The sequence below is a fragment of the Bdellovibrio sp. MYbb2 genome (genome assembly GCF_056175685.1).
In genome coordinates, this window is record NZ_JBJKJI010000002.1 from 1 (window position 1) to 26,617 (window position 26,617).

Annotated in this window: 27 protein-coding genes and 1 tRNA gene; 13 read left to right on the forward strand and 15 right to left on the reverse strand. The window is 49.9% G+C overall.

The genetic code is table 11. The features are described from left to right. Positions 1 to 571: 571 nt before the first annotated feature. Entirely contained in the window at positions 572 to 742 is a 171-nt protein-coding gene (locus AC04MQ_RS10040) for a hypothetical protein (RefSeq protein ID WP_015090872.1), read from the reverse strand. A 160-nt stretch (positions 743 to 902) separates the two neighbouring features. Then, positions 903 to 4,022, reverse strand: coding sequence for an efflux RND transporter permease subunit (locus AC04MQ_RS10045; protein ID WP_475392015.1), 3,120 nt, complete (start codon positions 4,020 to 4,022; stop codon positions 903 to 905). A gap of 346 nt (positions 4,023 to 4,368) precedes the next feature. Here AC04MQ_RS10045 and AC04MQ_RS10050 point away from each other — a divergent pair, with 346 nt between their 5' ends. Then, on the forward strand, positions 4,369 to 5,178 hold the full coding sequence (locus AC04MQ_RS10050) for a helix-turn-helix domain-containing protein (RefSeq protein WP_015090868.1): 810 nt from the start codon (positions 4,369 to 4,371) through the stop codon (positions 5,176 to 5,178). Here the strand turns inward: AC04MQ_RS10050 and AC04MQ_RS10055 are convergent. Continuing rightward, a complete protein-coding gene (locus AC04MQ_RS10055) occupies positions 5,175 to 5,675 on the reverse strand; it encodes a DUF421 domain-containing protein (protein WP_158320232.1) in 501 nt (166 codons plus the stop codon). The genes AC04MQ_RS10050 and AC04MQ_RS10055 overlap by 4 nt on opposite strands. Before the next feature lie 117 nt (positions 5,676 to 5,792). Here AC04MQ_RS10055 and AC04MQ_RS10060 point away from each other — a divergent pair, with 117 nt between their 5' ends. The 3 genes from AC04MQ_RS10060 (at position 5,793) to AC04MQ_RS10070 (ending at position 8,247) form a co-directional block, all read left to right on the forward strand. Then, positions 5,793 to 6,659, forward strand: a complete 867-nt coding sequence (locus tag AC04MQ_RS10060) for an Fpg/Nei family DNA glycosylase (RefSeq protein WP_015090866.1) — start codon at positions 5,793 to 5,795, stop codon at positions 6,657 to 6,659. A 103-nt stretch (positions 6,660 to 6,762) separates the two neighbouring features. Next, complete coding sequence (locus AC04MQ_RS10065; protein WP_015090865.1) at positions 6,763 to 6,948, forward strand: hypothetical protein; 186 nt, start codon at positions 6,763 to 6,765, stop codon at positions 6,946 to 6,948. Between the two features lie 12 nt (positions 6,949 to 6,960). Further along, on the forward strand, positions 6,961 to 8,247 hold the full coding sequence (locus tag AC04MQ_RS10070; RefSeq protein ID WP_015090864.1) for an erythromycin esterase family protein: 1,287 nt from the start codon (positions 6,961 to 6,963) through the stop codon (positions 8,245 to 8,247). A 12-nt stretch (positions 8,248 to 8,259) separates the two neighbouring features. Here AC04MQ_RS10070 and AC04MQ_RS10075 read toward each other — a convergent pair whose 3' ends face one another. The 6 genes from AC04MQ_RS10075 to AC04MQ_RS10100 form a co-directional block, all read right to left on the reverse strand. Next, entirely contained in the window at positions 8,260 to 9,249 is a 990-nt protein-coding gene (locus AC04MQ_RS10075) for a cysteine synthase A (protein ID WP_015090863.1), read from the reverse strand. Positions 9,250 to 9,289: 40 nt separating this feature from the next. Further along, a complete protein-coding gene (locus AC04MQ_RS10080) occupies positions 9,290 to 9,829 on the reverse strand; it encodes a rhodanese-like domain-containing protein (RefSeq protein WP_080602367.1) in 540 nt (179 codons plus the stop codon). Between the two features lie 108 nt (positions 9,830 to 9,937). Further along, entirely contained in the window at positions 9,938 to 10,564 is a 627-nt protein-coding gene (locus tag AC04MQ_RS10085) for a zinc metalloprotease (RefSeq protein WP_148278778.1), read from the reverse strand. A gap of 234 nt (positions 10,565 to 10,798) precedes the next feature. Further along, a tRNA-His gene (locus AC04MQ_RS10090) sits at positions 10,799 to 10,874 on the reverse strand. 82 nt (positions 10,875 to 10,956) lie between these two features. Continuing rightward, complete coding sequence (locus tag AC04MQ_RS10095; protein ID WP_015090860.1) at positions 10,957 to 11,940, reverse strand: hypothetical protein; 984 nt, start codon at positions 11,938 to 11,940, stop codon at positions 10,957 to 10,959. Next, entirely contained in the window at positions 11,918 to 12,682 is a 765-nt protein-coding gene (locus AC04MQ_RS10100; RefSeq protein ID WP_041578307.1) for a glycosyltransferase, read from the reverse strand. The genes AC04MQ_RS10095 and AC04MQ_RS10100 overlap by 23 nt, the downstream gene beginning before the upstream one ends. 82 nt (positions 12,683 to 12,764) lie before the next feature. Here AC04MQ_RS10100 and AC04MQ_RS10105 point away from each other — a divergent pair, with 82 nt between their 5' ends. Further along, entirely contained in the window at positions 12,765 to 13,379 is a 615-nt protein-coding gene (locus tag AC04MQ_RS10105) for a hypothetical protein (RefSeq protein ID WP_015090858.1), read from the forward strand. 1 nt (position 13,380) lies between these two features. Next, positions 13,381 to 14,424 carry a rod shape-determining protein gene (mreB, locus tag AC04MQ_RS10110; RefSeq protein WP_015090857.1) on the forward strand — a complete coding sequence of 348 codons (1,044 nt, stop codon included), beginning with the start codon at positions 13,381 to 13,383 and terminating at the stop codon, positions 14,422 to 14,424. Here mreB and AC04MQ_RS10115 read toward each other — a convergent pair. Beyond that, entirely contained in the window at positions 14,421 to 15,395 is a 975-nt protein-coding gene (locus AC04MQ_RS10115; RefSeq protein ID WP_015090856.1) for an aminotransferase class IV, read from the reverse strand. The genes mreB and AC04MQ_RS10115 overlap by 4 nt on opposite strands. 127 nt (positions 15,396 to 15,522) lie before the next feature. Between AC04MQ_RS10115 and AC04MQ_RS10120 the strand changes: the two genes are divergently transcribed. The 4 genes from AC04MQ_RS10120 to tsaA are packed head-to-tail and all read left to right on the forward strand — an operon-like array spanning position 15,523 to position 19,870. Continuing rightward, a complete protein-coding gene (locus AC04MQ_RS10120) occupies positions 15,523 to 16,272 on the forward strand; it encodes a carbonic anhydrase (RefSeq protein ID WP_015090855.1) in 750 nt (249 codons plus the stop codon). Beyond that, positions 16,273 to 18,336, forward strand: coding sequence for a methionine--tRNA ligase (metG, locus tag AC04MQ_RS10125; protein ID WP_475392016.1), 2,064 nt, complete (start codon positions 16,273 to 16,275; stop codon positions 18,334 to 18,336). After that, positions 18,336 to 19,112, forward strand: a complete 777-nt coding sequence (locus AC04MQ_RS10130) for an RNA methyltransferase (RefSeq protein WP_475392017.1) — start codon at positions 18,336 to 18,338, stop codon at positions 19,110 to 19,112. Before metG ends, AC04MQ_RS10130 begins: the two co-directional genes overlap by 1 nt. Beyond that, on the forward strand, positions 19,097 to 19,870 hold the full coding sequence (tsaA, locus tag AC04MQ_RS10135; RefSeq protein WP_475392018.1) for a tRNA (N6-threonylcarbamoyladenosine(37)-N6)-methyltransferase TrmO: 774 nt from the start codon (positions 19,097 to 19,099) through the stop codon (positions 19,868 to 19,870). Before AC04MQ_RS10130 ends, tsaA begins: the two co-directional genes overlap by 16 nt. Here tsaA and AC04MQ_RS10140 read toward each other — a convergent pair. The 3 genes from AC04MQ_RS10140 to AC04MQ_RS10150 all read right to left on the reverse strand — a co-directional run bounded on the left by AC04MQ_RS10140 (position 19,845) and on the right by AC04MQ_RS10150 (position 22,185). Further along, a complete protein-coding gene (locus tag AC04MQ_RS10140) occupies positions 19,845 to 21,101 on the reverse strand; it encodes an MFS transporter (protein WP_475392019.1) in 1,257 nt (418 codons plus the stop codon). The genes tsaA and AC04MQ_RS10140 overlap by 26 nt on opposite strands. An 8-nt stretch (positions 21,102 to 21,109) precedes the next feature. Next, positions 21,110 to 21,496, reverse strand: a complete 387-nt coding sequence (locus AC04MQ_RS10145; RefSeq protein WP_015090850.1) for a cysteine rich repeat-containing protein — start codon at positions 21,494 to 21,496, stop codon at positions 21,110 to 21,112. A 101-nt stretch (positions 21,497 to 21,597) separates the two neighbouring features. Beyond that, positions 21,598 to 22,185 (reverse strand): exopolysaccharide biosynthesis protein, encoded by a 588-nt coding sequence (locus AC04MQ_RS10150; RefSeq protein WP_148278777.1) that lies wholly within the window; start codon positions 22,183 to 22,185, stop codon positions 21,598 to 21,600. A gap of 60 nt (positions 22,186 to 22,245) precedes the next feature. Between AC04MQ_RS10150 and AC04MQ_RS10155 the strand changes: the two genes are divergently transcribed. Then, complete coding sequence (locus AC04MQ_RS10155; RefSeq protein WP_015090848.1) at positions 22,246 to 22,521, forward strand: TMEM165/GDT1 family protein; 276 nt, start codon at positions 22,246 to 22,248, stop codon at positions 22,519 to 22,521. Here AC04MQ_RS10155 and AC04MQ_RS10160 read toward each other — a convergent pair. Together AC04MQ_RS10160 and AC04MQ_RS10165 are read right to left on the reverse strand one after the other, a co-directional pair. Continuing rightward, positions 22,518 to 23,057 carry a hypothetical protein gene (locus tag AC04MQ_RS10160; RefSeq protein WP_051026289.1) on the reverse strand — a complete coding sequence of 180 codons (540 nt, stop codon included), beginning with the start codon at positions 23,055 to 23,057 and terminating at the stop codon, positions 22,518 to 22,520. The two genes, AC04MQ_RS10155 and AC04MQ_RS10160, sit on opposite strands and share 4 nt — an antisense overlap. A 180-nt stretch (positions 23,058 to 23,237) precedes the next feature. Next, entirely contained in the window at positions 23,238 to 25,304 is a 2,067-nt protein-coding gene (locus AC04MQ_RS10165) for a sodium-translocating pyrophosphatase (RefSeq protein ID WP_015090846.1), read from the reverse strand. Between the two features lie 200 nt (positions 25,305 to 25,504). Here AC04MQ_RS10165 and AC04MQ_RS10170 point away from each other — a divergent pair, with 200 nt between their 5' ends. Further along, positions 25,505 to 26,035, forward strand: a complete 531-nt coding sequence (locus AC04MQ_RS10170; protein ID WP_015090845.1) for an RNA polymerase sigma factor — start codon at positions 25,505 to 25,507, stop codon at positions 26,033 to 26,035. Then, positions 26,032 to 26,553 carry a hypothetical protein gene (locus tag AC04MQ_RS10175; RefSeq protein ID WP_475392020.1) on the forward strand — a complete coding sequence of 174 codons (522 nt, stop codon included), beginning with the start codon at positions 26,032 to 26,034 and terminating at the stop codon, positions 26,551 to 26,553. Before AC04MQ_RS10170 ends, AC04MQ_RS10175 begins: the two co-directional genes overlap by 4 nt. Positions 26,554 to 26,617: the final 64 nt, after the last annotated feature.

The window sequence follows — 26,617 nt, forward strand, 5'->3', positions numbered from 1 at the left end:
TTGTGAATACCAATTACTCGGTATTCAAAGAGCCCAAAAATCTATTTTATCTAGCTATTCAGTTTTCAAAGAGCGAATCTTGCTCGCCGTTAATCTTACTTAGCGGCGAGGTAGAGAGTTTTATCGAAGAGCTAAGCTCTTGTCAACACCCTCTCAAACATTTTTTTCGAAAATTTTCAAAAAGAACTTTTTCGAAAAAATATTTGATCCTCAATCAACGTTCAAACGTGTCGCAAATAATTGAATTCAAATCAATTACTTATGAACCCTGTCTGTGTTTGGAATCAAACATAACGTCGGTGAGGTCCTGATTTATAGGCCTAATGCCCTTTCCAGGCAAGGCCTTTTTTAAATAAATAAAAGTGTAGAAAAATAGGGCAAAAATTGCGCTTTATGCCGCCTTAATGGGCACAAAGCGACTCCGCAGCGCTTCATGCCTATAAAAGAGGAGCCCATTTATCCCGCATTTCAGAGGAAATCTCTAGATAGAGGGGCCATTTCCCTTATTAATAGGGATCAGAAAATGCAAAAAGCCCCTTCTATATAAGAAAGGGGCCTTCAAAACCGCTCATTAAGTACGGCGGGATTTCTTATTGTCGTTCATGTGTTCAATCTTATCCCCCAGATCATGGATGGCCTGACCTGTTTTAGGGGCCTTCTCAGAGATCTTCTGTCCAACCTTTTCGATTTTATCCCCCACTTTATGGGAGAGGCTTTCTTTATCGTTGTATTTCGAAGCCATAAAAACCTCCTGGTTCGTTTGTTCTATTCTATTACTGAATGAAATCGCCCCAGGAAGAATCCATCAACAGTGCCAGTTTACAGTCACGATCCATCACTTTGGTGCAGAGACGATTGAATTTAGACATAAAAAAAGCCGCCCCAAGGGACGGCTTCTATATTTAGATCACTGTTTCGTCGTGTCCGAAGACTTTGCGGTATTTCGCCTTGAACCAGTTCTGGAATCGGTCCACATATAAGTGAACGGCCGGAATCACATATAGTGTCAGCAAGGTGGAACTGATAGTACCACCGATAACGACAATCCCAAGACTTGTACGGGATTTCGAAGCTTCATTCAAACCAATCGCCACAGGCACCATCCCGGCAATCAGCGCAAGACTCGTCATAATGATCGGACGAAGACGGGTTTCGCCCGCTTTCAGCAAAGCTTCTTTCGGAGAAATACCATGCTTTTGCTGTTCAGCTGCAGAGTCGATCAACAAGATAGAGTTCTTCGTCGCAAGACCCATCAGCATCACACACCCAATCATCGAGAACAAATCAAAGCTGGAACGGGTGATGAATAACGACAGGAAAGCTCCGCAGGCAGCCAGCGGAATCACAGACATGATTGTCACCGGGGTGATGAAAGAACCATACAAACTGGCCAGCACCAGATAAATAAACATCACACCCAAGCCCAAGGAAACCAGGATGTTCGTCATCAGCTCGGCAAAGCGTTCGGCTTCACCCACGAAGCTGAAAGTCACACCCGGAGGCGGCTTCAGTTCTGTCTTCGACAGACTGTTGATTTCAGTGATCACACCCCCAAGGCCTTTCCCGCCTGGAGTGATATCTGCAGAAAGCTGGATGTAACGGTTGCGGTTTTCACGCAAGATCACCGACGGCCCCTGCGCTTCTTTCAAGTGGGCGACGTTCGCCAAAGGCACCAGCCGCTGACTGAGATTTGGAACCTTCAGACTTGGATACTGTTCACGCAAGTCACGCTGATCCGGCTGCAGGCGCACACGCACATCATAATTCACACCATTTTCACGGTAGATGGCCGGCGTCTGGCCTTCGATCAAAGTACGAAGCTCCATACCAACACCGATCAGGGAAACCCCCGAAGCTTGGGCGTTTTCACGCTTCAGCTGCACCTGGAACTCGGGCTTACCGGCGCGATAGCTTGTATCCGGCTGGGAAAGACCCGGCTCGGCCTTCAGCTTCGCCAGCACCTTTTCAGAATACTGAATCAGATCGTTCATATTCTGACCCACGATATTCAAGTTGAACTGACGGCTGTTCTGCTGACCGGGGTTATCCGTCACGATGATGTTGTATTTCTCCAGGCCCTTATACGCTTCACGCAAAGCCGCTTTGGTCTGCGTGGTATTCATGCTGCGTTTTTTAGACGGCACAAGACGGATATAAAGACTTCCCTTGTGAGGCTCCCCGTTGCCGGTACCCACGAAGGTCAAAATGTCCTCGATCTCTGGGAACTTGCGGGTGCGGCTTTCGATTTCTTTGGCAATGACATCCGTGCCATCAAGACTGGCCCCCGGAGAAAGCTCAAACTGCACGTAGAATTCACCATTGTCCTGCGCGGGCAGGAATGTGAATGGCACGCGTGTGGCAATAAAGAGCGAAAACACAAAGATCCCGACAGAGGCCAGGATGGTTTTCGCCGGATGCGCCAGAGCCCAGCCCAGAGTTTTCACATACCCCTGCTCCATGCGCGTCTGGAAGCGATCAAAGGCCTTCAGAGCTTTTTGATTCCAGATGCCGAACCTGGATGTTGGAGGTTTGTGAGAATGCTCCCCCGCCACGTATGCTGACAAAGTCGGCGCCACAAACAGACCGTCGAACAAACTGACGATCATGGCAAAACAGATCGTCAAACCAAACTGTTTGAAGAACTGCCCCACAATCCCCTGCAGATTTCCGATCGGGCCAAACACCGCAAGAATCGTCAAAGTGGTCGCAACAACGGCCAGAGTCACTTCATTGGTACCAACCACGGCGGCTTTCTTCGGCGACATGCCGATTTCAAGCTTACGGAAGATGTTTTCACGAACGACGATGGCGTCATCCACCAAAAGACCCACGACCAAACTCATCGCCAGCAGGCTCATGATGTTGATAGAGAACCCGAAGATCCCCATCATAATACACGCCCCCAGCAGCGAGTTGGGAAGTGCAAAGCCCGTAATCAGAGTGGATTTCATGCTGCCCAGGAAGAAATAAACCACCAGAATCGTCAGGATCACCCCGAATATAATGGATTCATAAACGTCATAAACGTTCGCGCGAATCTTGTTACTGGTGTCCTGAACGATCTTCATCTGGGCTTCCACCCCTTGGGCTTTGAAGTCCTCGTTGATCTTGGTTACCTTCTTGGCGATATCGTCAGCAACTTTGACCGAATTGGCTCCGGACTGGCGATAGATGCTGAAGTTGATGGCTTTCTTGCCATTCAAACGGCTGCGCGAGCTTTCGTCCTGCAAAGTGTCTTCGATCCTGGCCACCGTGCCGATGGTGATCGGATGATAGACATCCGCCAGACGAAGCACGGTGGACCCGATTTCATGCACGGACTGATACTGCCCCAGGGTGCGGAAAGAAAACTGAGTTTCTCCGACATCAATTTTACCGGCAGGGATATTGCGCCCCCCGCTGCGCAGAGCTTCGGCCACTGTGCTGGCTGAGATATCCGTGCCGTTCAAACGGTCCCGATTCAAACTGACGTGAATTTCACGCTTGCGGCCCCCCAGGATTTCCACCTGGCCGACCTGATAGACCTGCTCAAACTGCGGGGAAATGATCTCTTTGGCCAGATCGTAAAGCTTTCCGTCCTCCATGTCGGCTTGGAGTGAGATATACATGATCGGCGCATCCGACGGACCCACCTTACGGATCACGGGTTCATCGACGTCATCGGGAAGTTCACGCATGGAGTTTTGCACTTTGGCGCGGACTTCCTGCTCGGCGAAGTTCAGATTGGTTTTCAAAGAGAACTCGATACTAAGAATACTGACCCCTTCCATATTCTGCGAAGAGACCTTCTGCACTCCGGAAATGGTTGAAACCTGATCTTCCAATACCTTGGTGATTTCGGTTTCAACTTCCTGAGGACCGGCACCCGCATACGAAGTCACAACCACGACAGTGGGAAGCGTGACATCCGGATACAAATCGATGGGAAGGTTTTTTAAAGAGATGCCTCCAAGAGTCAGCATAAGGATGACAAGAGACATGATAAGAACGGGTTGGCGTACTGATAATAAAGCTGGTGACATAGTGGCGGGAAATTAGCAGCAAGGATGAGTGCGGACAACTGGAGAGATATTCGAGGACCGAAGCAGTCCCGCAGGTGGGATCTATTTTCGATACCACGACCTATTTTTGAGCCATTTTATGGCTTTTTAGCTCGTTTTTTGATACCCTCAGGATGATGATTGAGACTCCAAACCAAATGCTGCAATCTGGTTTCAGAAAGCGATGAGGCTTTCTGAAAGAGGCAGGTCTCAAATGAAAAAAGTTTTTTATATTCTGTGTTCGCTGCTTGGTTTCGACAGTCTGGAGGTGGATTGCAGTCACATTCTGGAACGCGAATTTCGCAAGAACTTCAAAAGGTAGGATCCCGTGAAAGAGTTTAAGTCCCAGAAAATAAAAGCAGTTCTTAAAGTTCTTCTGAAAAAGAAAGGACTGACTTATGACGCCCTTGCAGAACAGATGGAATGCTCTGTTCCGACGATCAAAAGAATTCTGGGGCCCGAAGAACTGACTCTAAATCGCCTTTTGCATCTGTGTGATATTTTAGACACCAACCTTGCTGAAATTGAAACCCTGACGGCCGAGGAAGAAACCGGAAGTCCTTCATTCACCGAAGAACAGGATGCCTTCCTGGCAAAGAACAAGAACTACTTTGCTTATCTGATGAAGCTTTTTGATGGAATGACTCCAAAACAGATTGCTGACGAGTATCAACTGACCGCAAGAAGCACGGACAAATATCTGATCGGCCTGGAAAAGCATGACCTGATCCGTGTCACCGGAAAACAAAAGGTTAAACCCGCCTTCAAGACCATTCCAAACCTCGGAAATGCGGCCTTGGCGCGGGCTCATTCTGAATCCTTCATCAAAGGCGTGGCGTATTTCTTTATCGATCTGGTTCGCGAAGGGCTTTATTCCCAAAAGAAAAAAGAAGAGCGCAATCAGGCGAGTTTTTCCACTCAGGTGGTCAAAATCTCTAAAGCCAGCTATCAGGCGTGGGTTGAAGAACAGAACAAGTCCCTGCGCAGTTTTGAAAAGCTCGCGACCTACGAAGAAAAAACCAAAGCCCCTGAGGAACTTATGTCGGCCGTGATTGTTTCAGCCCACACCATTCTGAAGCACGACTATGAGGGATTGAAAAAGTTCAGTTCCACTTTTGGCGAAATCACCAACTTTTAAAAGGGCCGGGGCGACTCATCCGCCTTAGGCCGCGGTGGTATCGAAGACACTGGTACGATGCTGATTTTACCATTGGTTTCAAGAACCCCCAGCAGAACATCTGAAAACGACTTCAGGCCATGCTCCCGCAGCGTGGCTTCAAGTTCGGATTGAGTGATTCCTTCGGAAGTGCGCACTTTTTCAATGACCTGCCCGTTTTGAATAATCACCCGGGGTTCGCCCTCAACGACTTCTTCGACTTTTTTGAACTTATAACTAAGATAGTCCACAAAAGAGTTCACCGCCACCAGGGTGGCTGCCAGAATCAAGGCCCCGGTGACGGAGTATTCATCCGATATCAATCCATTACTGACGGCTTCACTGATAATCAGCAGCAGAACAAAATCAAACGGAGCGAACTCGCCGATTTGCTTTTTACCAATCACCCGCAACAGCACGAATACGAAAAAGTATACGATAACTGCACGAAGTATCAGTTCCCACCAGGGGTTCGTCATTTCCCACATCCGCCACCTCGTTTGATTCAGGCTCGCTCTTGACTGCTGCCATCGCAACCAGTTTTCCCTGTCCCTTGTCTGTGCGCACAAGGATAATGGCATCTTACGGAGGTCCCCATGCCAGAGATTGCCGAAGTCGAAACCGTGCGCCGTCATCTTGACAAAGCTCTGCGCGGCAAAAGGATCAAAGAAGTCATTTATGAAGACAAAGACAGACACCTTTTCGCCTTTGCCCCAGCCAAAGAAGTGAAAAAGGCCCTGGAAGGAGCCCGCATCACCGGCACCGGCAGGAAAGGAAAGTATTTCTGGCTGGAGCTGGATCGTAAGCCCTGGCCATTGTTTCACCTGGGCATGAGCGGAAACATCTCGCTGCTGACGGATCCCTCAGACGCCAGACACCGCAATATCTGGGGCGGCAAAAAACTGTGGAGTCTTGAAGATGAAAGCGAACACAGCATGATTTGGTTTTGCCGGTTGCTGCTTCGACTGGATAAAAAAATCGAAATGGCTTTCAGTGACCCGCGCCGCTTTGGCCGGATGTGGCTGACGGACGATCCGTGGCAACATCCACGCATTGCCAAGCTGGGCTTTGACCCTCTGTTGGATTTCCCGACAGCCAAAGCGTTGTATGAACGTCTGCACAAGCGAAAGAAATCCATCAAAGGACTGATGCTGGATCAGGGGCTATTCGCGGGGATTGGCAACTGGCTGGGAGATGAAATTTTGTTTCAGGCGCGCATCTCGCCCCATCGTCTGGCCTCGGATCTGACGCTGGCTGAAGTGACCACCATACGCAGAGTGACTTTGTCAGTCGTGAGAAAAGCCATTGCCGTGGATGCGGACTATGAGCGCTTTCCCAAGACGTGGCTTTTCCACGAACGCTGGGGCAAGTCAAAAACTGCCAAAACCCACAAGGGACACAAAATAAAACATGAGGACATTGCCGGACGCACCACTGCGTGGGTCCCGGACTGGCAGAGCTAGGACCTTAGCCAATCCTGAAGCTTGTTTTAAATCAGCAACCGGGGGTTTTAATTTCCGTTCCTGCAAGGGCGGCGGAAAATATCCCTGAATGCGGGAGGAACCTATGGCTGAGAAAAAAAATGAGGCAGTACGAGGAGCGGATCTAAGAAAGAAAATCATCGACTCTCAGGAAAAGGGCGAGAACTATCGTTCTGAGCACCAGGGCACGGATCTTATCGACACGAACACCGTGCACGAAGATCAAACGACCCGCAATCGCAGTTCCAGCGAGCACAGCTCTAAAAAATAATCAGGGGTGCCTATGATCCCTGAGCAAATTGAAGAACTGAAAAAGCGCCAGACACCCCTGCTACGTCATCAAGACCTGCAGGATGTGATTTCCCATATCAAGGACCGCAAAGTGGTCATGCTGGGAGAAGCATCGCATGGAACGCATGAGTACTATCACTGGCGTGCCCAAATAACCCAGGAGCTCGTCAGCAAACACGGCTTCAGCTTTGTCGCCGTGGAAGGAGACTGGCCCTCGTGTCAGTATCTGGATCGCTATGTTCGTTCCAGCAATCTGGACAAACTTCCTTTTGCGCATTTTTCCCGGTGGCCAGGATGGATGTGGGCCAACGAAGAAGTCCGTGATTTCACAACCTGGCTGCGCTCGCACAATCATCTGCAAAATAAGAAACCGGTCGGTTTTCATGGACTGGATGTTTACTCGCTGTTTGAATCCATCGATGCCATTGTCAAAACCGTGGGTGGTATCGAACCTGATCTGGTGGCTCCGTTAAAGGAGTACTACAGCTGCTTTGCCTCTTACCGGCATGACGAAAAAAAGTACGTCAGAGATCTTATGCGAAACTCCAAAGGCTGCCGCGAAGAGGCTGTGTCTGCCCTGGAAGATCTGCTTGAAAAAAACATGACCCGCGCCGACAACGCCCTCTTTGATGCCATTCAAAACGCCCGTGTGATCAAAAATGCTGAAAAATATTATCAGGCTATGACTGCTTTTGAAGACAGCTCGTGGAACGTGCGTGACCGGCATATGCTGGAGTCCTTGGAGGCCTTGCTTCAGCACTATGGCACCGACGCAAAAGCCATTGTCTGGGCTCACAACACCCACATCGGTGACTACCGGGCCACAGACATGGTGATCGAAGGCAGCGTCAACATCGGAGGCCTGGCTCGAGAGATCTTCGGTGAAAACAATGTGGCCTTGGTGGGTTTTGGCAGCTATCAGGGAAGCGTGATTGCCTCCCCGGCTTGGGCGGGTCCGGTGCGGGTGATGAATCTGCCCCAGGCACAGAGTGGAAGCTATGAGGATCTTTTTCACCAAGTGGCCTATGCCTCAGGATTCAAAAATTTTTCTTTGAACTTTACTAAAGAGGATCGGACCAAATCTTGGGCCCAGTCACGGGGCCATCGTGCGGTGGGCGTTGTCTATAACCCCCACCATGAACGCGCCAACTATGTTTCGACCAAAATCGCGGAACGCTATGACAGCTTTCTGTTTTTTGATGAATCGCGCGCTTTAAGTCCGCTGCGACAGGAAATTGACCGGAGTGAAATACCGGAAACCTTCCCGTCGGGCCTATAACGTTTTTCTGCCTTAAGCAGGAATCAATGGCTTGATTTGCAGGTTCTTTTCTTTCAGGAAATCCGGGTTGAACACCTTGGACTGATAGCGAAGTGCTGAATCCCCCATCACAGTCGCGATACGCAAACCCTTTCCCTGATTCTGCAAAGCATATTGATAAGCCGCGAAGATATTCAGCGCTGCGGAAGTCCCCACCAGAAGGCCTTCGTGCTGAGCCAGATAATAAAGCATTGAGAGCATTTGTTCATCGTGGATCTGAACTGCCTCATCGACACGGGCTTTTTTAAAGTTTTCGGTCAGACGCATGATTCCGATGCCCTCGGTGATGGAACTGCCTTGAGATTCAAATTTTCCGGTTTTAACAAAAGAATAAAGGCCTGAACCCATGGGATCAGCCAGAAGAGTATGCACTTTTGAATCCTGCTCTTTCAAATAGGCAGACACCCCGGCCAGCGTCCCCCCTGTGCCTACAGAAGAAACAAAGGCATCCACCTTTTGGTCCATCTGCGCCCACACCTCAGGGCCGGTTGTTTTATAGTGAATTTCGAAGTTGGCGGTGTTTTCAAACTGATTGGCCCAAAATGCATTGGGACGAGATTCAGCCAAAGTGCGAGCTGTGTGGTAAAAGTGATTGGGATTGGCAAACGGACAAGGAGCCACTTTCACAAGCTCCACTCCCAAAGCATGAAGCGCATCGTATTTTTCTTTGGCTTGATTGTCTGGCATTACGATCACGCAGCGATATCCGCGCTGAGCGGCCAAGGTGGCAAGACCAATCCCCGTGTTACCAGCAGTGCCTTCGACAATCGTGTATCCAGGTTTCAGCAGCCCCTGTTTTTCAGCGCTTTGAATGATCCCCAGGGCCGTGCGATCTTTCACACTGCCACCTGGGTTCAGATATTCAGCCTTGGCGAAGATCTCACATCCGGTGATTTTTGAAAGAGACTGAAGCTTGATTAAGGGTGTGTGACCAACAACGTCTGATACTGAACCTGCCTGCATAAGCACCTCGCAATCCAGCCAGAACTATATATCCCGAAGCCTATTGATTCAAAGGCTTTACTTCGTCGTGACAGCCCTGCAATCCCGAATAGTCACCGGGATAATTGAGCACCCTTGGGAACCCCCAAGCGAAGATTTGCTGGGCCAAGTCCGGAGAACCTGCCCCTTTGCTGCAAACGACGATGATGATGGAATCAGGGGTCATGCCTTTGGCTCCCATAACTTGGACAGCATCACCTGCAGCCAGGGGACTTAATACGGAAGCCGGAATATTACTGACCGGCATTTTTGTGATGGGGTCCATGCTCATGTTAAACTGCGCGAAGTCTGCTTCACTGCGCACGTCCAACACATGGGCTTTGAGTTTGGCCTGACTAAAAGGCATGGCGAAGGTCGGCGCCAGCTGCTGAGTGGGTGCACGTCCGCCCAATGAAGCCATGCGCGCTTTACTGCTCCACTGGGCGACTTCGTTTTTCTGGGACAAATAAGATTTCAACTGCGGCAGATCTATCTGAATAGGACCCGGCCGGGTTTGACATCCACAAAATAAGAAAACTGCCAGCAGCAAAGTTAATTTCATCAAATCATCTTATCGCGAATGCGGCGCCCTCACATATAGCCATTTCGAGGTCGCACAAATCACAAATTTGCTGAACTGCAAGCCAGAGCCTGATGGCAGATTCGGGTGTTATCTCAAAATACCCGTTGAGGTCATTGACTCAATTTTATCAATGTACATCAGTCGGAGGGTGAACAGATCTCCGGCACTTAAACCGCGGTCGTCCCATTTGCGAGTGACACAATAACTCATGATCGAGTCTGCATCGTATTCTGTATAGCCGAAGCCCCACTTCATACCCTCTTTCGTTTTGCCACCTATGGTGCAGGTGGAATGAGGATGATCGTGTTCGTGATACAGACCTGCTATATGACCAAACTCGTGCACGACCGTGGATTTAGTCAGGCCTCCGGCGAAGAAGTGCACCACGCCCGTCGCACCCGGAAAGTCCTTGGCAGGATAAACAAGCTGAACCCCAACCGATGCGGAGGCCAGCGTGCCGCCCAACCATTTCAAAGCATTTTTCGGGCGATAGTTGATGACGACTTTACTTTGGTCACCCAGAATACAGTTTTCAAACCCGACAAAATGTATTCCCGTGCGGGATGGAGTGAACTCATCCTCGAGCCAGCGACGAACTTGATCTTTATCATGGGAGCTCCAGACCGATCGACGGTATTTTTCTTTCGAGTTTTGCACTGGGTTGGCAAAGCAGACTTTCACAGCTTCAGGACGCCAGCGACGCCAAGTAAACATGCCAGCCTTTGCCTGCATAGCGGAAGTTAGAATAAGGAATACAAGCAAAACTCTAGTTTTCAATCAACACCTGCCTGACCTAATCCATAAGAGCGATGCAAGGTATTCGCCTGCCTTGAGTGCGATAGATTGGCCGAGGCCTGTGCCCGGAGCGTAGAACCTAGACAATCGGTTCCAAAACGCGTCAGCATACAGGGATGTGTTTAATATGACGGGAATAAAAAAGGGAAAAATTGGGGTGAGTAACGGGGCTTGAACCCGCGACACTCGGAATCACAATCCGATGCTCTACCAACTGAGCTATACCCACCACAAAGGAAGATCTTTTATAGGGCCTTGCCAAAGAAAGTGCAAGCACGAAAATGACCCCGGAACGCAGATTTTAAAAAGCCCTAGTAATCACAAGAACCTACGACCACCTGCGCCTTACAGGCACTGCCCCCTTTTTCGGCATCAAGGACCGTTTCTTCCGCCCAATCCCCATTGGCGTTGCAACGGTGACGAACACAGGAAACGCCTTCTGCGGCAACCAGGCAGGCTTTCTTTTCTTTCTTGGGGTTGTTTAAGCATGTCCATGAACACTCATTAAAGCGCCCGGCCGGCTTTTCACAGATGGACCCGGATCTTTTGCTATCCGCTTTGGCTTTGGCAGCCCGGGCTTGATCGGTGGCCTGTTTTTTACGGCGCATTTTTTCAGCTTCACTGGCAATGGACAGCTCTTTCAGGTCAAGGGCGGTCACCGAGGTCAGGCGCCCGCGAGGGATCTTTCGTCCCTGCAAAAGGATGTCATAGGCGATTTCACCACCTTCGATCACCCCTTGAAAGCCGACTTGCTGCCCGCTTTGAACCTTCGCCGAATCTTCGCCGTTGAGGGCGGAAAACTCCATCGAGCCTTCAAACATCTTCACCCCGGCAAACGCTTTGGCCGGATCCATGCTAAGGACATAATCCCCGGCCGGAGCAATAAACTCGAAAAGATCCGAACGCACAGCCACATTGTAAGCGCCCTTGTCTTTAAGGGACTGACTCCAATGAAGATGACCGGATTTCAGATTCAGCACGGGGGCTTCTCCGCCCTCCCAGCTAATCACCGGGATGATCAGCTCGCTGCCCCCCAGAACGGTGAAGCTGCGCTTTTCATCAAGTTGTACTTTAACTTCTGAATCCAGAGATGTTTCCAGCGTCGCTTTTTCTCGCAAAGTGGTCGTACCGCGAAGAGACAGGCGCTTGCCGTCCTTCCCCGTCAACCACGCCTGCCCGCGAACCTCACGAACCGCCGGATACTTGGGAGCAGTCGCAAAAACATGGGAATCCACCAAAGTGATCCCCGCCAGCAAAAGAACAGAAAGAAGACTATTCAGACTTTTTGTGAACACGTTCCATCTCCCACTGCTTGGCGAACTTTAAAAACAGGGAATAGGCTGCTCCGACGGCGATCACAAAGCCCGGCATCCCATCCATAAAGCCGCGCTTTACAAAATAGGTCTCAATAAATTTGCCCCAGGGCTTAAAGATCAACTTGAAGTAAGAAAATTTCTTGCCCGCAGCCATCAGCTGTTTGGCTCCCAGCGTGGAATAGCGGTCGTTGGTGATAACCTGATCGCTCAGACCATCAAACACCCAGTGCAGCAGATCCCGCTTCATTTTGAGCATGCGTTTGACTTCCACTTTTTCGTGTACGTCTGCGGAATTCCACTGGGAACGGGATTTATTAAACAGTCTTAGTTGATAGTCCGGATACCACCCGCCGAATTCGATCCAGCGTCCCAGATGGTAGGATTTGCGCGGAAACAGGTACCCTGCCTCCGGATCCAACGCATGAAAGCTTTCGTAAAGCTCTGATGCAAGTTCAGGGCTGAGTGCCTCGTCGGCGTCCAAAGACAGAACCCAGGCATTTTTCGCCTGAGCCGTCGCAAAGGCCTTCTGGGGTCCGAAACCCTTCCATTTTTCCTGGAACACGCGGGCGCCGCACTTTTCAGCAATCTCAACGGTGCGATCCGTCGAAAAGCTGTCGACCACGACAACATCGTCTACAAAGGGGGCGGAACGAATGCAGCGCTCAATGTGCGCCTCTTCGTTCAAGGTAATGATCACAAGGGAAATGGGAAGTTTCGTCACGGAATCAGATTCTCTTTGGATCAAGGTCTTGTCAAACGATTCACGACTCGATACCATTTTTTGAATCGAAAGGCTTTTATCCATGAATTTTGCTAAATACTTCGTTTTCGGACTGTTTCTAACTTCTCAAGCGCATGCTTACCTGAGCATCGCAGAATCCGGCGAGCTTTTGGCTCCGGGCAAATATCAAGTGGGTGTTGAGCCTCAGCTTTTGACCAACAAAGGCAACGGTGCCAACTTCAACGTGTTCTTTGATACCGCTTTGGGAGATTCCTCCAGCGCGCGCATCAGCATGGGCGCAGGTGCTGTGGACTTTAACACTTTTGCCAGCGTTAAGTGGATTCCAATCCCTGACGTGGACAACCAGCCAGCGATGGGCCTTCGTGCCGGTGCGGGCATTGCCCGCGATGAGGACGAAAACCTGATCCAGTTCCAGTTCGCCCCACTGGTCAGCAAACGTTTTGACACAGAATATGGATTGACCGTGCCTTACCTTGCGGTGCCGTTTACATTCCTGAACACCAAAGACGAAAACTTCGTTGCCTCCAACCTGGCGTTGGGAAGCGAATTCCACTATGTTGACTGGAAAGAAGTAAATATGGGCGCGGAAGTGGGCATTGACCTGAACAAGTCTTATTCCTACATCTCCCTTTATCTGACATTCCCATTTGAAAGCCACAAAGGATTCGGGAAGTAATATGTTTTCATGGTTCTTTAAGGACGAAACCGGAACAGCTGCAGATCTATACGTAGATTTGGGGACAGCCAATACTCTTATCGCAGCTCGTGGCAAAGGGATCATCCTGAATGAACCCTCGCTGATCGCTTATCAGCAGACCAGCCCCGGTAAAAAACGCGTGATCGCCGTGGGGAACGACGCCAAAGAAAAACTGGCAAACAACCCAGGCAGCATCTTTGCGCAAAAACCAATTCGCGATGGCGTGATTGCGGACTTTGAAACCTCTGAAGTGATGCTAAAGCACTTCTTAAGCCAACCAGGCGTTAAGGGTGCTTTTTCCCGTCCGCGCGTGGTGGTGTCGCTTCCTTACGGGGTGACTGAGGTTGAAAAGAAAGCCGTGATTGAGTCCTGCAAAGCAGCGGGCGCAAAAGAAGTTTATCTGATCGATGAACCGATGGCCGCTGCCATTGGATCCGGCCTGAATGTAAAATCGGCAGAAGGCAACATGATCATCGATATCGGCGGCGGAACCACGGAAGTGGCGGTTATCGCTCTGGCTGACATCGTTTACTGCGAAGCCGCCCGCGTGGGTGGTCACCGTCTGGATGATGCGATCATTGACTACTTCAAAAAATACAAAAAACTGATCATTTCTGACACCACGGCGGAATACCTTAAGGTCACTGTCGGAACTGCGGTTCCGAAAAAAGACATTCGCAGTGTCTCGATCACCGGTCGCGATGCTGATACCGGAATGAACCGCACAATGGAAGTCAGCTCCGAAGACGTGGGTCTGGCAATGAACGGTTGTATTCAGGAAGTCATCAATGCGATTCACCGCGCGCTGGAACACACTCCACCAGAACTGGTTTCTGATATTATCGAAAGAGGTATCACTTTGGCTGGTGGTGGCGCTCTGATTCGCGACTTTGATCTGCGCATTCAGAATGAAGTTCGCCTGCAGGTTCGCATCGCGGAAGATCCGCTGACAGCGATCGCCAAGGGCGGCGAAGCAGTCCTGAGTGATCCAGAACTGCTCGATAAGATTCAGTTGGAAGTTTAGAACTTTACAGGGGTCGTTTTCGGCCCCTTTTTCATATCCTCGCGCAAAAGCTGCAAAAGCTTAAATGCGAGCGGTCCTTGCTTGCCCTCGCCGATCTGCTGACCTTCGTATTCGGTCACTGGCAGAACATCCAGAGTTGTTCCGATCATCATGGCTTCTGAAGCGCTCAGGATATCCTGTTCGGTCAGATCTTTTTCCTGGATGGATTTTAATTCCCCTGACGCCATCAGGCTTTCAGCCAGATCAAAGGTGCGCATCATGGTTGTGCCCTTCAGAATCTGGCGAAGCTTTGGACGAAGCAGATTCTTGTCCTTGTCGATCAGAACGATGTTTTCGGTGCTGCCTTCGGTGATAAACCCTTGTGGATCAATACCGATGGTGAAATCAATCTTGCGATCCACGCTTTCTTTTTTCATCATCACATTCGGAAGATAATTGCAGGTTTTAATCCGAGCCAGCCACGGGTCCTTTGGAATGACTTGGCTGCGTCCGATCTTCACGCCCTTCAGGTATTTTTCATCAGTGAACGGCGTGAACGACGTCACGATCAAATACATTTGAGAGCTGATGGAATCGTAAGGATTTGTCGTAAAATACCCAGGACCACGGGAAATATACAGGCGCAAAACCGCATAAGGGGCTGCGGCAATGCGTGTGGTTTCCAGAATGATCTTTTTCATATCTTCCAGACTGTGCGGCAGGCTGATACCAATCTGCTGGGCGGAAGACTGCAGCCGTTCCAGATGCTCTTGCATCAAAAACACCTGACCATCCACGACTTTGATGGCTTCAAAGACGCCATCCCCGCGGTGCACAAGGTGATCATCCACTGGCACCATCATCAACCCCGGGTCTTTAATCACCCCGCCATACCAGCTGCTGTACATCGCCAGATAGCTGCCTTGAGCCTGGTATTGTCGCTTTAAAAGTTGGGCCTGAACATCCGCGGAAGAAAGAATGGGTAGATTCATAAACGTCCTTATTAAAAAATCACGGTTTCATTCTAGATTCACGTCGGTTCGGCGTGAAGTTTTTTTTGTTTTTAATTTGACCATCCCTTATGGAGGTCCTGACAATAAGACATCACGGAGGACGTCAATGCAAACCAATCTCATTATCGGGCTTCTTGCTCTGAACCTTACAGCCTGCGCATCTTTTACCAGCCATCGCGAACCGAATCAGGAAACGAAAGTGACCCTGAAAGACGGCAAAGGCGGCGTTAAAGAAGCCCCTGCCCAAGCCACCAGCACGGGCGGTGAAAAAGAAATGACCCGGGTTGAGGTTGGCAGCGATGCTGAAGCACAAGCTCACGCTACGGAAGTAAAAGAAGCCGTTGCCGCTGCTGCTCAACATATTCAAGACACTCATGGCAAAGCTCCCCGTGAAGCCGGACCGGTGCCTGCAGAAAAAGCATTTGGCTGGCTTAAGAACGGCAACACCCGTTTTGTGCGCGGCACTTTCCGTAATGATGGCGCCTCGGCTGCCGACCGCCGTCGCGTAAGCGCTTTGCAGCGCCCGCATTCGGCCGTTTACACTTGCAGCGATTCTCGTGTTTCTCCAGAAATCGTATTTGACCAAAAACTGGGTGAAATCTATGTGGTCCGCACCGGCGAGCTGATCCTGGACAAAAACGTTCAGGAAAGTCTTGAGTATTCTGTGGGCACTCTGGGCACCAATCTGGTGGTGATCATGGGTTCGGACTCTTGCGGTGACCTGACGGCGGCGGAAGGCCTTGCCAATGAACTGCTAGAACGCTCCGCAATCCTGCGTGACGCTGTAGCCTCGGGTGATGTAAAGATAGTGAAGGCTGCCTACAGTCTTGAAGCTGGAAATGTGGAGTTTCGATAAATGAACGACAAACGCAAGATTCTGATCACCTGTGCTCTTCCCTATGCAAACGGATACATTCACCTGGGTCACCTAGTGGAGTATCTTCAGGCCGACTTCTGGGCCCGTTTTCAGAATATGCGTGGCAATGAATGCGTCTTCATTTGTGCAGACGACACTCACGGCACCCCGATCATGGTGAAAGCCCGCGAACTGGGCATCACTCCGGAAGCTTTGATTGCCCAAAGCTATAAAGAGCACACGCAGGACTTTGCTGATTTCCAGGTGCAGTTCTCACACTTTGGCTCCACCAACTCAGAAGAAAACCGTCTGCTTTGTGAGTACTTCTATAAAAAAATGCAAGAAGGCAATCACACCCGCAGCCAGCCGATTCAGCAGATGTACTGCAATCACGACAAAATGTTCCTGCCGGACCGCTTCGTAAAGGGCACCTGTCCAAAGTGCGGCGCCAAGGAACAGTATGGAGATTCCTGTGACGTCTGTGCTTCGACTTATTCCCCGAGTGACATGAAAGATGTGCACTGTTCTTTGTGTGGCACAGCTCCGGTGATGAAAGATTCCGAGAGCATTTTCTTCAAACTGAATGACTTCAAACAGTACCTTGAAGAATGGATCCCAAAACACTGCTCTTCTGAGATTTCCAAAAAGATGCTGGAGTGGTTCAACGAGGACCTGAAGGATCTGGATATTTCCCGCGATGAACCGTACTTCGGTTTTGCGATTCCGGGCACCAACAATAAAAAATTCTTCTATGTATGGGTGGATGCTCCGATGGGCTATATGTCCACCACCGAGCAATGGGCGAAATCCCAGGGTAAAACCCTTAAAGACATCTGGCAGGATCCAAACCGTGAAATTTACCATTTCATCGGTAAAGACATCGCAAGATTCCATACGATCTTCTGGCCGGCATTCCTGAAGGCTGCGGAATTCCGCTCGCCTAATCAGGTGTTCGTGCATGGTCACTTGATGGTCAACGGCGAGAAAATGTCCAAGTCCAAAGGGACCTTCATCGCGGCAAGAACTTATCTGAACCATTTGAACCCCGAGTATCTTCGTTATTACTATTCCACGAAACTGTCGAGTTCTGTGGACGATATCGATTTGAATCTGGAAGATTTCACCAATCGTGTGAATTCCGAGCTTGTGGGTAAAGTCACAAACCTGGGGTCCCGTGGTGGCCAGATGCTGAAAAAGAAAATGGACGGCAAAATGAGCGTGCCGGATGCGGAAGGCAAAAAACTGATTGAGCACGGTCAAAAAACCGCAGAATCCATCGCCGCCCACTATGAGGCGCGCGACTTTGCTAAAGCATTGGGTGAAATTCGTGGACTTGCTGATGACGCCAACAAATACTTTGACGAAAAAGCCCCTTGGAAAACTCTGGAAGCGGATCCAGAAGGTACCAAGCAGGTTATCACCACCACTTTGAACATGTTCCGTTTGCTTGCGATTTACCTGAAACCGGTGCTGCCGTTCTATAGCCAGAAGGTTGCCAAACTTTTGGGTGAAAATGACTATGTGTGGTCTGATCTGAACACAGTTCTTACCAACCGTGAAATCAACGACTATGAACATCTGGCAACTCGCATTGAGGCTGACAAAGTCAAAGCCATGATCGAGGAGGGTCGCAAGATCAACGAAGAAATTCAAGCGGCGAAAAAAGCGGCTTCCACCGCAAAACCAGCGGCGGCGGCGGCCCCTGCTGCAACGGCGACAGTGGGCGACCGCCCGGCTGAAATCGAATTTGCTGATTTCGACAAAGTGGATCTGCGTATTGGTCAGGTCATTGAAGCTGAAGAGATCAAAGAAGCGGACAAACTTTTGCGTCTTAAAATCGACATCGGCGAAGGCCAGATCCGTCAGATCATTTCTGGTATCAAAGCGGCTTACAAACCCGAACAACTGGTGGGTCGCAAAGTGCTGGTTTGTGTGAATTTGAAACCACGCAAAATGAAATTCGGCATGTCTGAAGGCATGGTGCTGGCGGCAGGAACTGGTGGCAGCGATCTGTTTGTACTTTCTGCGGATGACGGTGCCCAGGTCGGCCAGAGAGTGAAATAATGAATCTTTCGATTCAGGATAAAAAATCCCTCGAAGAAATCCATCAGCTTTTCTTGAAGCTGGAGAAATCCTCGGGGGATTTTTCTTTTGCAGAAGCAGAACTTAAAAAACTGAAATCTCTGATTTCTGCCTTGTCTGCTTGCGAGAATCCTGATGTTGCCCGTCTGGCTCCTTTGGAAAAGCATCTGACCCCCGGCATGACGCTGAAACATTTCGTCAGCTATGCCATTCCTTTTGAACGCCTTTTGCATAAAAATCTGCAGGATGATGAATTCCTGGTGGTTGAAAACGACCGCGAGCAGGCTGGAAGCAAATTGCCGTTGGTATTTGTTCTGGATAACATCCGCTCGGCCTTCAATGTAGGATCCATCTTCCGCACGGCCGAGTGCCTGGGCGCTGAAAAAATTTACCTGTGCGGCTACACCCCGCTTCCGACCCAATGGAAGGTTGAAAAGACCGCCATGGGAACTCAGGAATATCTTACCTGGGAAGAAGCTCCGAAACTTTTAGAGTGTCTGGAAGAACTGAAAGACGAAGGTTATCGCATCGTCGCCCTGGAAACGGCGGCCAGCGCTTCAGATCTGTTTGAAAAGTTTGAATTTGAACCCACTGCTTTTGTTTTGGGGAATGAACGCTTCGGCCTTGATCCGGAAGTTTTAAAGATCATTGATGAAGTCCGTATCATTCCTTTGCGTGGGCGCAAAAATTCCCTGAATGTCGGCGTCACTGCTGCGGTTGCCGGATTTGAATGGATGAGACAATGGCGACTGAAATAAAGTTTACAGCCATTGGCACTTTCAAAAGCCCACAGGTGCACCCTTACGAAGCCGGACGCCAGCCTGATGAGTTTCACTCGCAAGGTGTGATCGAGCTTGAAGCCGGTCACAACTTTGAACAGGCTCTGACGGGTCTTGAAGGTTGTGAACGCATCTGGGTGGTGTTCTTGTTTCATCATAATGACCACTGGAGCCCGATGGTGCTGCCCCCGCGTGGCGGCAACACCAAACAAGGCGTTTTTGCCACCAGATCCCCTTACCGCCCCAATCCGGTGGGCATCAGCTGCGTAAAGGTCAAATCCATCGACAAACTGAAGATCCACGTGGAAGGCGCTGACCTTTTGCACGGCAGTCCGATTCTGGATATCAAACCCTATGTGGCCTATGCGGATTCATTCCCCGGCGTGGAACCGGCGTGGCTGAAAAACGCTGAGCGCTTTATGATTGATTATTCAGTCGAGGCCAAACAGGAACTGGAGTGGCTGGAGCTTCACCAGATACATCAACTGCGTGGATTCTTGCAGCATCAACTGGAATTTGAACCGGATAATTCCCGCAAGAAACGCGTGAAGCCCGAAGGCTCGGGGTTTGTGATAGCTTATCGCACGTGGCGCGCGCATTTTGAAATTCAAGGCGTTCACGTCAGTGTGATTAAGATTTTCTCGGGCTATTCAGATGCGGATCTGTCTTCGGAAGAAGACACCTATCATGACAAACAACTGCACCGGGAATTTAAGAAGCTCTTTCCGTTGAAGTGACTTCGGTGTTTTTATCGACCACACCCAGGTGATTCTTCACATAGCGGTAAAGCGGATAGAACCCGAAGGCCCGGGTCAAAGTTCCCAGCACGAAGACGGCATAATAGCTGCTGACTTTTTCACCCATCATCCACAGCACTTTGCCACCGATATAGGTGCCAAAGATGATCGCCAGCGAATTCAGAAGATTATAAACCGTCAGCATCGGAACTTTTTCGTCTTGCTTGATGTCTTTAAAGAAGATCAGTGACAGCCCCACTTCCACAAAGGCCCAGGCCATGCCGCTGATGAATTGCAGGAAGAAAATAAAGTACATGTCACTGCTGACCGCCCACATCGCCGGCAGCGGCACAATGGCACCAGCGCCAAATACCAATAAATTGAAGCCGGAAGCACTTTGACGGAAACGATCAATCAAAGTCAGAGTCAGAATCTTACCAATGAATAAAACCCCGATAGCCGTCATATAGGCGCCATAGTCCATTTTTACCTGCGCCAGCATGTACGGAGTCACGAAGGGGGAAGACACGAAGACGGCCGCTTGGAAAGGCGCCAGATAAAAGAAAAACTGCCGCTTGGGTTTATTAGCCCAAAAGACTTTCCACGAAGCGCGGAAACCCAGTTTTGGTTCCTTATTCCAGGCCGGATCAAAATACTGGGATGAAAGAATGAAGGATGAAACCAGACGACAGGCAAAAGCAAAAACAAAGAGCATTGTGAAAACGGACGAAAACGGTCCGATCTCCACTTTATTGTGCAGGGCCACGCCACCGCCAATCAGCCCCAGCAAAATACCGACCTGCGAAACCCGGGCGCGCTTGGCAAAATAGCGACTGCCCTCTTCCACTTGCACCAGACGACCCATCCAGTAATTCCAGGCCGGTCCCGCAGCAAAGCCAGAACCCCAGTACAGGGATAAAATCAAAAACAGCATCCAGAAATTCGGCGCCTTGGTGGCCGAAAAATAAATCAAAGGAATGAAGGTCAAAGCCTGTAACGTGGCCGAAGCCACCACCCAGTTTTTGTGAGATCGAATGCGCTGAAGTCCGCGCGGCGTGATCAGCTGCAGGAACGCTCCACTGACAATGGGAAGCGTGGAAAGAATACCGGCGAAGATTTCGCCCATGCCGATAGATAAAGAATAAGCCGGCAAATACGTTTCGCCGGCTCCAATCATCAGTGAACAAAGAAAAGCGTCGAAAAGACTAAGCCTAAGACTTTTTTCGCGCATAGATTTCTTTATTTACCCTTTCTCATTTTCTTGTGTGCATCTTTGGCATTATCCATTTGTGCACGGCAATCTGCGGTCAGTTCATCTTTACGGTCCATCATGCACTTGATTTTGCGCCCCTTGCCTGCCGGTACGTTCGCGCAGAACTTTTCATAGTCCTCGTGACAGGCATCTTTCATCTCGCCTGCGTGATCTTTCATTTTTTCGTACTTTGCTTTGCAATCAGCGGAAAGTTTGTCGGTATTTTCCATCATGCACTTCAAAACGCGCCCTTCACCAGGCTGGATAGTTCCGCACAGTGTTTCGCGATCTTTCGCGCAAACGTCATTCGGGCCCTTCGCCATTGATACATTGGCAAAACAAAGAATCAAAACTGCTGCAATCCATTTTCCCATACAAGTATCCCCCCAGATACTCATGTTAGAGCAGCTGGGAAAGGCTCACAAAGATCTTTTGGTCTTGTTGGTCCTTTCTGTGTGACTAGACCTAAGGGAAGCTAAACCAGCTTGATGGCTCCCATGGCCAGTGTTGCAAAGAACGATGCAACAATAAGACACCACAGGTAGCTGAAAAGGATAAAAATACCGTCTTTTTCCATATGGCCGATGGCGCAAAGAATGATCCCTACCGCAGGCACGGTGTTGGAAAAAGGAATCGGCAATGGCAGGGATAAAAGCACCGCATTTCCCACAAATACAATCAGATTCAGGATGCGGAAAAACCACACATCGTGGAAGAAGGTCAGACGTTCTTTAACAATCCGCGAAACATAGGTCCAGATCCGTTCGGCGACTTCCGAGACCTTGATCACCACCTCAGACGACAGCTTCACATTTTCAAAACGTTTGGGAAGCCAAGGAGGTCTTTGCAGATACAGGAAAAATGCCACCACCGAGATCATCATCCCCAACGGTGTTGAAAGCCCAGGAATCGGAACAGGCTGCATGAACGGCAGACAGAAGAACAACACCAACATGGCGTGGCCTTCTTCTCCGAGTAATTCGAAGACTCTTCGCAAAGTGAGGTGTCCTTTGGAAGCTTCTTCCTGCAAAAGATCCATGGCGGTAATAAATCGACTTTTCAAACTTGCCTTCCCTCACCTATCCTTTTATCACTAGGTTTTCATTTCTTGAACAAAGGACCCATGATGGATTGGAAGATTTTTGCCAGCACCTTTATCACTATATTTTTGGCTGAAATGGGAGACAAGACCCAATTTGCTGCGTTGGCTGCATCTTCACAAACAAAGTCGACGATGACTGTGATGCTGGCCGTTGTATTGGCCTTGGGTCTTGCCGGAGCACTGGGAGTGATCTTTGGAAAGTTCCTGGGGACTATGTTAAGCCCCCAAATCATGAAATACGTTTCTGGCAGTTTGTTTATTCTGGTCGGAATCTGGGTTCTGGCAGCTAAATCCTAGAACAGCGTATAACCACAGTACTCGGCACGATCCGTGTCGAGTCCATTGAATGAATTCATGATTCTGAAACGCGCCGTTTTGCCGACTAGTGCCGGGGAATTCACCGCCTGAGTGAATTGCAGTTGCAGATAACGGCGTCCGTTGTCCTGAACAACAAATCCCTCACCGACTCCATTCAGCTTCACCAGCCCACTGTGACCGTCAACACTGAAGCGCGCCTGCAATCTTGTATCAAACGCCACATCATCCAAAGTGAATTCACGATAACGCATATCAAAAGTGTGATTGGAATGCAGGTAAAGCTCCTGCTGAGAATGCAGTACTGCAGAAGGATCCGTCCACATCTGTGTGCCCGCTGCGACCAGCAAACTGAATGATAAATCACCCTGAGCGCAGTCACCCTTGGTCTGATAAAACATTTCAGAGGGAATTTCGTGAAGAATCTCAGACGGACCGATCACCGATTCGATGCCGCCGCAGGAAGAAAGCAATAAAACCAATAACGATCCAGTAAGTGCAAGCTGTGGTTTACGCATACTTGTTTATACGGTTTACAAAGCAGGCTTGTCACAAGTTTGATATCAGAATGGTCCGAGGTCCTGTGGACAAAAAAAGAAAACCCCACAAGTGTTAGCTTGCGGGGTTTGAATTTTAACTTCGAATGAAGTCCAGCTTACAGCGCCGTTGGCGCTTTCAGCCTCCTCGGCCGGGGCCGATTAGCCGCCGATAGTGGCGATCAGTTGAGCGATCAACAAAGATACGACGGACATAACTTTGATCAAAATCGCAACACCTGGACCGGAAGTGTCTTTGAACGGGTCACCGACAGTGTCACCAACAACCGCTGCTTTGTGGGCATCGGAACCTTTTGGATGACCTGGAAGGCCGCCTTTTTCGATGTATTTCTTAGCGTTATCCCATGCACCACCCGCGTTCGCCATGAACAGGGACATAGTTGCACCGACAGCCAAACCACCAGCAAGAAGACCTGCCAAAGCCTGAGGCCCCAACAAGAAACCAACTGCCACTGGAGCAAGGATCGCGATCATACCTGGCAGGATCATTTCGAACAATGCAGCCTGAGTTGCAATGTCCACGATCTTAGCCGGTTGTGGTTCCGCTTTACCTTCACGAAGACCTGGGATTTCTTTGAACTGACGAGCGATCTCTTGAACGATTTTCTGAGCCGCTTTACCAACCGCAGTCATTGTTGTCGCACCAACCAGGAATGGCAGGATAGAGCCCAACAAGATACCGATCAGAACGCCGGAAGAAGTCAGATCCAAAGACATTTTAGCAAGACCCGCGCCCTCACGAACGTGGTTTACTTCCATGTTGAATGCAGAGAATAGCGCCACAACTGTCAGGATCGCAGAACCGATCGCGAAACCTTTACCGATAGCTGCAGTTGTATTACCAACAGCATCCAATTCGTCAGTGATCGCACGAACTTCTTTGCCCAAGCCCGACATTTCAGAGATACCACCCGCGTTGTCAGCGATTGGACCGTAAGCATCCACAGTCATTACAACTGCAGTACCAGCCAACATACCCACTGCCGCCATTGCGATACCGTACAGACCCAAAGCCTGGTCAGCAACGTAAGCCGCAATAACCACGATGATCATTGGAATCGCTGTGGATTCCATACCCACTGCCAAACCACGGATCACACCAGTACCCGCACCAGTCAAAGCTGCTTCAGCAACCAGACGGATTGGACGAGCCGCTGTGTAGTACTCAGTGATCAGGCCGATCAAAGCACCACCGAACGCACCCGCAGCCAATGCCACAGTCACGCTCTGATTGATACCGAACATCGGAAGGATGATGTAAGCAGCGATAGTCAAAAGAATTGGAGGGAAGATCAAAGCATTACGCAATACAGTTGCAGGCTTGCCGTTTTTGAACGCGCGAGCAGCAAAGATCACGATGATAGAAATAACCAGACCCAAAGTGGACAACAAGATTGGCAATGCAACACCGGCAATACGCACAGTTTCAGCATCCGCACCCGTCATCAAAGCAGACAGACCTTCTGCAGGGATTGTCAAAGCAATCGCCATAGCAGATACGATCGCAGCAACCATGGACTCATAGATGTCTGCGCCCATACCAGCAACGTCACCGACGTTGTCACCAACGTTATCGGCAATAACACCAGGATTACGAGGGTCGTCTTCAGGGATGTTTTCTACAACTTTACCAGCGATGTCAGCACCAACGTCTGCCGCTTTAGTGTAGATACCACCACCGATACGCGCGAATAGAGCGATAGAAGAAGCGCCCACGGCGAACGAGTGAAGGATTGTGCCAAGGTGAGCATCACCCTGGAAGCAAACATACAAACCACCAAGACCGATCAAACCAAGACCTGCAACGGAAAGACCCATTACAGCGCCGCCGTCCAAAGCAACCAGCAAAGCCGCCGCTTTAGAACCGCCAGCTGCGGCTTGAGAGGTACGAACGTTGGCATAAGTTGCCGCCTTCATACCGAAGAAGCCCGCAAGCAAAGACAGGAAAGCACCCAGGATGAAGGATCCTGCTGCGATACCGCCCAAGGCGAACCAAAGAGCCAAGCCTACGACGATTGCGTAGACGAAAAGTACCTTGTACTCACGCACAAGGAACGCCATAGAACCTTCGCGCACGTAGGACGCGATACGATTCATTGTCTCATTGCCCGCTGGTTGTGCCTTCACGCGAAGGTACAGAGCCAAAGCAACGATCAAACCAACGACCCCTGCAATTGCAGGAGAGATCAGCAAAGATTCACTAAACATGTTGCACTCCGTTTATGATTTCTCGTTTTAATTACGAAGGCTTAGAGTTACCGCGTCTCATTACACCGAGTCAATCTGGGAGGGGGCCGTAGCATATGAATTTGCACCGCATTATGCCCAACGATTGGGCATAAATCACCTCCGCCGCCCTTTTAACGATGCGTTGCTTTCCTAAAAAGCTCAGCGTACCTTCAGGGAACATGAATGACTTAAGCGACGAGGATCTATTAATAAAACTTTCTGAGGGCGAACGAAAAGCCCTGGATATCCTCTATCTAAGACATTCCGGCCGGGTCCTGAGCTATGCCTTAAAAAGACGCCTGTCTCAGGAACGCGCTGAGGACCTGCTGCAGATCGTGTTTTTGCAGATTTACCGTAAGAAACACCTTTACGACCCCAAACACTCGGCCCTGGCCTGGATCTATGTCATCACCCGAAGTGAGCTAAAAGACTATAGAAATCGCGAAATCAAAGATTTCCTCGAGTGGGACGATTCCCTGTCACAAACTGACGAGTCTGCTCCTATAATCGAAGAGAAGGACGAGGCCGACGCCCTGTTGAAGGACCTGAAGCCCCGGGAGCAGGAAGTCCTGCGTCTGCGCTATCTGGACGAGATGGAGTACAACGAAATTGCGGCCCTGCTGCAAGAGTCTGAAAGCAACATCCGTCAGATTGTTTCGCGCAGCCTGAAATTTTTAAGAGGCCAGAAACCGAAAGGAGCATCGAAATGACAGATATCAAAAAAGACTTCGAATCATTTGCTGATGACGGCTCCCCGGCGGGATCCTCTTTTGTTTTGAATAAAATCAACAGCACTTTGCAGACAGAGCTTCCTTCACCATGGAAGGTGGCTGGCAAACTGGGTATTGCCCACACGGTGGCGACCACCCTGACACTGGCGTCTTGTTCACAGTTTGGTGTGACCCTGTTTAACACCGGGCATGATCTGATGCATTCCTTTATGGGTCTCAGTGAGACGTTCTGTCATTCTTTGTGTGGCGCCTACTATCTGGCGGCGACGTTCCTGTTGGCTCGCTTAATCTTAAATCGTGAAGAGTGGTTGGTGCTTTTGCGTTCGCGCGCTTTAAGCATTGCTTCGCTTGCGTTGGTGTCACTGGGTGTGTTTTCTTCCATCAGCCACGAGGTCACTTGGGAAAGTGCGGTGCTGTGGTTGTTTGGTGCATCTGTGGGGGCGGAGATGGTTACGATCAGCAAACGCAGTTTCCGAGCTTTCATCAAAAGCATTTAATCCTGGCTCCCCCGCTCGGGGGAAAATGGCGTCTCATAGTTGAGCATCATTCTTAAAAATATGA

What these genes read in the sequence shown, in the direction of transcription:
- AC04MQ_RS10040 (WP_015090872.1), bottom strand. Translation starts at nt 742, where the DNA reads ATGGCTTCGAAATACAACGATAAAGAAAGCCTCTCCCATAAAGTGGGG.
- AC04MQ_RS10045 (WP_475392015.1), bottom strand. Translation starts at nt 4,022, where the DNA reads ATGTCACCAGCTTTATTATCAGTACGCCAACCCGTTCTTATCATGTCT.
- AC04MQ_RS10055 (WP_158320232.1), bottom strand. Translation starts at nt 5,675, where the DNA reads ATGACGAACCCCTGGTGGGAACTGATACTTCGTGCAGTTATCGTATAC.
- AC04MQ_RS10060 (WP_015090866.1), top strand. Translation starts at nt 5,793, where the DNA reads ATGCCAGAGATTGCCGAAGTCGAAACCGTGCGCCGTCATCTTGACAAA.
- AC04MQ_RS10065 (WP_015090865.1), top strand. Translation starts at nt 6,763, where the DNA reads ATGGCTGAGAAAAAAAATGAGGCAGTACGAGGAGCGGATCTAAGAAAG.
- AC04MQ_RS10070 (WP_015090864.1), top strand. Translation starts at nt 6,961, where the DNA reads ATGATCCCTGAGCAAATTGAAGAACTGAAAAAGCGCCAGACACCCCTG.
- AC04MQ_RS10075 (WP_015090863.1), bottom strand. Translation starts at nt 9,249, where the DNA reads ATGCAGGCAGGTTCAGTATCAGACGTTGTTGGTCACACACCCTTAATC.
- AC04MQ_RS10080 (WP_080602367.1), bottom strand. Translation starts at nt 9,829, where the DNA reads ATGAAATTAACTTTGCTGCTGGCAGTTTTCTTATTTTGTGGATGTCAA.
- AC04MQ_RS10085 (WP_148278778.1), bottom strand. Translation starts at nt 10,564, where the DNA reads ATGTTTACTTGGCGTCGCTGGCGTCCTGAAGCTGTGAAAGTCTGCTTT.
- AC04MQ_RS10105 (WP_015090858.1), top strand. Translation starts at nt 12,765, where the DNA reads ATGAATTTTGCTAAATACTTCGTTTTCGGACTGTTTCTAACTTCTCAA.
- mreB (WP_015090857.1), top strand. Translation starts at nt 13,381, where the DNA reads ATGTTTTCATGGTTCTTTAAGGACGAAACCGGAACAGCTGCAGATCTA.
- AC04MQ_RS10115 (WP_015090856.1), bottom strand. Translation starts at nt 15,395, where the DNA reads ATGAATCTACCCATTCTTTCTTCCGCGGATGTTCAGGCCCAACTTTTA.
- AC04MQ_RS10120 (WP_015090855.1), top strand. Translation starts at nt 15,523, where the DNA reads ATGCAAACCAATCTCATTATCGGGCTTCTTGCTCTGAACCTTACAGCC.
- metG (WP_475392016.1), top strand. Translation starts at nt 16,273, where the DNA reads ATGAACGACAAACGCAAGATTCTGATCACCTGTGCTCTTCCCTATGCA.
- AC04MQ_RS10130 (WP_475392017.1), top strand. Translation starts at nt 18,336, where the DNA reads ATGAATCTTTCGATTCAGGATAAAAAATCCCTCGAAGAAATCCATCAG.
- tsaA (WP_475392018.1), top strand. Translation starts at nt 19,097, where the DNA reads ATGGCGACTGAAATAAAGTTTACAGCCATTGGCACTTTCAAAAGCCCA.
- AC04MQ_RS10140 (WP_475392019.1), bottom strand. Translation starts at nt 21,101, where the DNA reads ATGCGCGAAAAAAGTCTTAGGCTTAGTCTTTTCGACGCTTTTCTTTGT.
- AC04MQ_RS10145 (WP_015090850.1), bottom strand. Translation starts at nt 21,496, where the DNA reads ATGGGAAAATGGATTGCAGCAGTTTTGATTCTTTGTTTTGCCAATGTA.
- AC04MQ_RS10155 (WP_015090848.1), top strand. Translation starts at nt 22,246, where the DNA reads ATGATGGATTGGAAGATTTTTGCCAGCACCTTTATCACTATATTTTTG.
- AC04MQ_RS10160 (WP_051026289.1), bottom strand. Translation starts at nt 23,057, where the DNA reads ATGCGTAAACCACAGCTTGCACTTACTGGATCGTTATTGGTTTTATTG.
- AC04MQ_RS10165 (WP_015090846.1), bottom strand. Translation starts at nt 25,304, where the DNA reads ATGTTTAGTGAATCTTTGCTGATCTCTCCTGCAATTGCAGGGGTCGTT.
- AC04MQ_RS10170 (WP_015090845.1), top strand. Translation starts at nt 25,505, where the DNA reads ATGAATGACTTAAGCGACGAGGATCTATTAATAAAACTTTCTGAGGGC.
- AC04MQ_RS10175 (WP_475392020.1), top strand. Translation starts at nt 26,032, where the DNA reads ATGACAGATATCAAAAAAGACTTCGAATCATTTGCTGATGACGGCTCC.